We start from the raw sequence: 3,982 nt of genomic DNA, 5'->3' as shown, positions 1-3,982 counted from the left end.
TCGCGGGCTTCCCCGGCGCAATCGTGATGACTACGAACTGCATCCAGAGACCGCTCGACTCATATAAAGCGAATATCTTTACAACCGGACAGGTCGCATGGCCCGACGTGACCCACATCGCCGACAAAGACTTCACTCCGGCAATTGAAAGGGCGCTTGAGATGCCCGGATTCGCCGAGGATGAGGAAGGCAAAACCGTTATGGTCGGGTTTGCGAGAAACGCCGTTCTTGGCGTCGCGCCCCAGGTCATCGATGCTGTCAAGAGCGGAGCAATCCGTCACTTCTTCCTGGTAGGCGGCTGTGACGGAGTCAAGAAAGAGCGCGGCTACTATGCCGATTTCGTCGAGAAAGCCCCGAAGGATACCGTTGTTCTGACGCTTGCATGCGGCAAGTTCAAGTTCTTCGATCAAGACCTGGGCGATATCGGTGGAATTCCGCGACTACTCGACGTGGGCCAGTGCAACGACGCCTATTCGGCGGTTAAGATCGCGGTTGCGCTCGCCGAAGCGTTTGGCGTCGGCGTCAACGACCTGCCGCTTTCGCTGGTACTCTCCTGGTACGAACAAAAAGCGGTGTCGATTTTGCTTACGCTTCTCTATCTGGGCATCAAAGACATCCGGATCGGGCCGTCATTGCCAGCTTTCATCACGCCAAACGTGCTCGATGTCCTGGTGGAGAACTTCGGCCTCAAGCCGATAACCACCCCTGACGAGGACTTGAAGGCCATACTGGGCTAGGTATAGCAAAACAAGTAAGATATAACCGATACGACCGGGGTGCCGAGCCCCGGTCTCTTTTTTGTAGAATGCCTACGATATTGGTTGTTTTTTGGGGATATATAAGGTACATCCGTCCTGGAGCGGTTTCATTATAGAGGGTGCAAGTAACGAGAATATAATGATAAGAAACAAGCCGGCGATTGTAATTCTATTAATGCTTTTATTGATCCTCATCGGGCTAGTAGGCCTTTTGACCTTGCCCGGGTGCCAAGGTGTCCGCATATCTCCAAGTGTCCGGTTCGAAAAGCCCCACCGTACTGCAGAAGAAACGACCAATGCAAAAGCGCGTGCGCCCAAAGAGGAAACGGTAACAGCCGCCCCCGAGGCCACTGAGACTCCGCAGAGCACCACGGCTGTAGAGAACACGACTACCGCCGGCACGACCACCACGACGCTCAAGGTGGGGGATACGGGCAAGGATGTAAAGCGCCTGCAGCAGCGGCTTACCGACCTGAGGTATTCACCCGGTCCCATCGACGGTCGTTTCAGCGGGCGCACGTACCATGCCGTCATCGCGTTTCAAAAGGTAAATGGGCTTCACCGGGATGGCGTCGTCGGTCCAAATACCTTACGGGCGCTCAGTCATCCAAAGACGATCTCGGCAAGGCGCAGCGGCAACCACATTGAAGTGAGTAAAACGTTGCAGGTACTTCTCGTCGTCAAAGGTGGTAAGGTGGCAAAGATCCTTCCCTGTTCAACCGGCAAACCGGGGTTCAGAACGCCCTCGGTAGCATCTGCCGTCGACTGGAAGGCCGGTCATTACTATGAGTCAAAAAAATATGGCGGGACGATGGTGTGGGCAAGCTTCTTCTACGGCGGTGTCGCTGTCCATGGTTTTGCAAGCGTGCCGGCATACCCCGCATCCCATGGGTGCGTGCGCATTCCTATCCCGGACTCCAAATATGTTTACGACACCATGCCGGTCGGTTCGATGGTCTACGTTTACTAGCCCTCTGCCTGCGGTTTGCCCTTGATTTCCCGCAAATTCTCCTTAAAGCAACTGCATTTTAGAACGATACATACTTTAATGTAACCCTTTCCCCATTTTGTTTAGGAGGATTATTCTATGAAACTCAGCGGGAGTAAAAAGATCACCGCTATTTTTGCCGCCTTAGCCTCAGCAATAGCGATCACCGGTCTGGCAATGAAGAACAGAGAAGAGCACCATGAATGCTCGTGTGCGGATGCCGGTTGTGATTGCGGTGACACGTTTGAAGAACTCCATGTTCCGGAGCCCTCGGTTCAGAAGGTCTCGAGAGTAAAAAAGCTTGGTACGCGAAAAGCGAATACCGATTCTGCGACCGGCATGAGAACCACCGAGGTATTAAAGGATATGTTCAATGAGATCAAGGGCAAGACCCTTCCAAACGAGAGTATCGCCACGATCATCATGAGCTTGATCAACCTGCAAAACGCCGTGAAGCCCGACGATGCTATCGACATCAGAAACATCCATTTTATGAAATATGGAAAACAGAACCACATGGTCATCGACCTCTATACCGCCCATTTCGGCGCGCCCAGGTATGAGGAAGAACTTCATCGACTTTGGCACGATGTATTCCTGGCTGAAGATTTCTGGAACGCCGATTTCGTCAAAGTAAGAGTGACCGCCAAGGATAAAAAATCAGGCGATACGCTTGAGACCATCTCCTGCAATCTCGACGATGTGCGTAGGTACTTGCTGAAGCAGAGTTCAATCGAAGAGTTTCAGGCATCCTGGACAAGAAAACCGGCGAAATCAGGAAAGGCGAGCGACTCAAATAGTCCATCGAATAAGCCTTCGAGAACCTCATCAGGGGACAAGAAGCTCGGTAAGCTGAAGCGAGCATAATCTGACCAACCATTCCATTGGAATTTGCCGGATGAATAATCCGGCTTTTTCTATTCTTGCCGGGGAATCTTAATAACTCTGACCAAAGCGACTCTTCGCTGCTGCATGGACTGGACCCTGAAGCGGGTGCCGTCAGAAGTGACTTCTTCACCGGGCCGCGGGATGTGACCCAGCTCGGACAATATCCAACCGGCGACCGTATCGTATTCGGGCGACTTGGGAATGTCCAGGTCAAAACGCTCGTTTAACTCATCGATCGGGAGCCTGCCATCGACTACGATCTCACGTTCGCCGATTGCCTTGATCAGCTCTTCCTCTTCGGTTTTGCCCCCGAATTCACCGACGATTTCTTCGACGATATCTTCAACCGTTACAATACCTGCCGTGCCACCGTATTCATCAAGGACCACAGCCACATGCAACCTGCTTTTCTGCAGGTCTTTTAACAAACTGATGGCCCGCCGCGTCTCGGGCACGTAGACTACAGGGCGCATAATATCGACAGCGGGAGCGTCCAGCTGGTTGTTGTCGATGTATTGTATAAGGTCTTTAAGATGTATGGCGCCGATGATGTTATCGAGGTTTTCCTGGTAGACGAGAAGCCGTGGGTGGCCGCTCTCCTTGGCTTCCTCGAGGACGTCCCTTACCGTCGCAGATGTATCGACCGCCGCGATATCGGGGCGCGGCACCATGATCTGCCGAGACAGAATATCACCGAACTCAAATGCCTGGCGTAACAGCTCTTTTTCCTCGGGCATAAGCGCGGCATGCTGCGTTACCAGTAATTTCAGCTCTTCCTCGGTAGTGCTCGGGGCTGTATCTTCAGGCCTGATACCAAAGATTCTGACTACCAGGTTTGTCGAAAGGGTGAGCGCGCGTGTCACCGGGTATGCCACCACGCTGAGCCAGCTAATGGGTCGCGCAAAAGCGAGCGCAAATTGCTCGGACCTTAAGATGGCAAGCCGCTTGGGTACGAGTTCGCCGAATACCAGCGTAATGTAGGAAATCGCTAGCGTTATTATAACGACTGCGATGCCATTTGCGGCCTCCGAGATAACCGGAACCTGCAACCGTTTTACAAAAGCGCTTAAGTCATCGGCAAGCTGGGCCGTAGCCGCGGCGCTGGCCAGGAATCCGGCAACGGTTACCCCGATCTGTATCGTGGCAAGGAATTGGGTCGGGTCGTGCAGGAATCTCATAACTATTTGTGCTGCCTTTGAGCCCCGTTCGGCTTTGGGTCGTATACGGGTTTCGCGGACGGTGATAACTGCGATTTCAGCGCTTACAAACAGCGCGTTTATCAAGACTAAAATCGCGATGATTATGAAACTAAACAATAGGGGACTCATGAATTCCTCGCTTCTCGTTA

The 3,982-nt window shown here is 52.7% G+C and carries 4 protein-coding genes; 3 read left to right on the top strand and 1 reads right to left on the bottom strand.

Features of this window, described 5'->3' with window-relative positions:
- The 3 genes from hcp to ACYC56_RS12930 form a co-directional block, all read left to right on the top strand.
- Positions 1 to 737 (top strand): hydroxylamine reductase (hcp, locus tag ACYC56_RS12940; RefSeq protein WP_461374589.1); only part of this gene is annotated, 737 nt, incomplete at its 5' end.
- Positions 738 to 897: 160 nt separating this feature from the next.
- The gene (locus ACYC56_RS12935; protein ID WP_461374588.1) at positions 898 to 1,728 is read left to right on the top strand and encodes a L,D-transpeptidase family protein; all 831 of its coding nucleotides are present in this window, start codon (positions 898 to 900) and stop codon (positions 1,726 to 1,728) included.
- A 117-nt stretch (positions 1,729 to 1,845) separates the two neighbouring features.
- Positions 1,846 to 2,613 carry a hypothetical protein gene (locus ACYC56_RS12930; protein ID WP_461374587.1) on the top strand — a complete coding sequence of 256 codons (768 nt, stop codon included), beginning with the start codon at positions 1,846 to 1,848 and terminating at the stop codon, positions 2,611 to 2,613.
- Positions 2,614 to 2,663: 50 nt separating this feature from the next.
- Here the strand turns inward: ACYC56_RS12930 and ACYC56_RS12925 are convergent.
- A partial coding sequence (locus ACYC56_RS12925; protein WP_461374586.1) for a hemolysin family protein occupies positions 2,664 to 3,982 on the bottom strand: 1,319 nt, incomplete at its 5' end.

The organism is Candidatus Aquicultor sp. (assembly GCF_054640775.1).
This window is presented reverse-complemented; position numbering and strand designations above follow the sequence as displayed.

What these genes read in the sequence shown, in the direction of transcription:
- ACYC56_RS12935 (WP_461374588.1), top strand. Translation starts at nt 898, where the DNA reads ATGATAAGAAACAAGCCGGCGATTGTAATTCTATTAATGCTTTTATTG.
- ACYC56_RS12930 (WP_461374587.1), top strand. Translation starts at nt 1,846, where the DNA reads ATGAAACTCAGCGGGAGTAAAAAGATCACCGCTATTTTTGCCGCCTTA.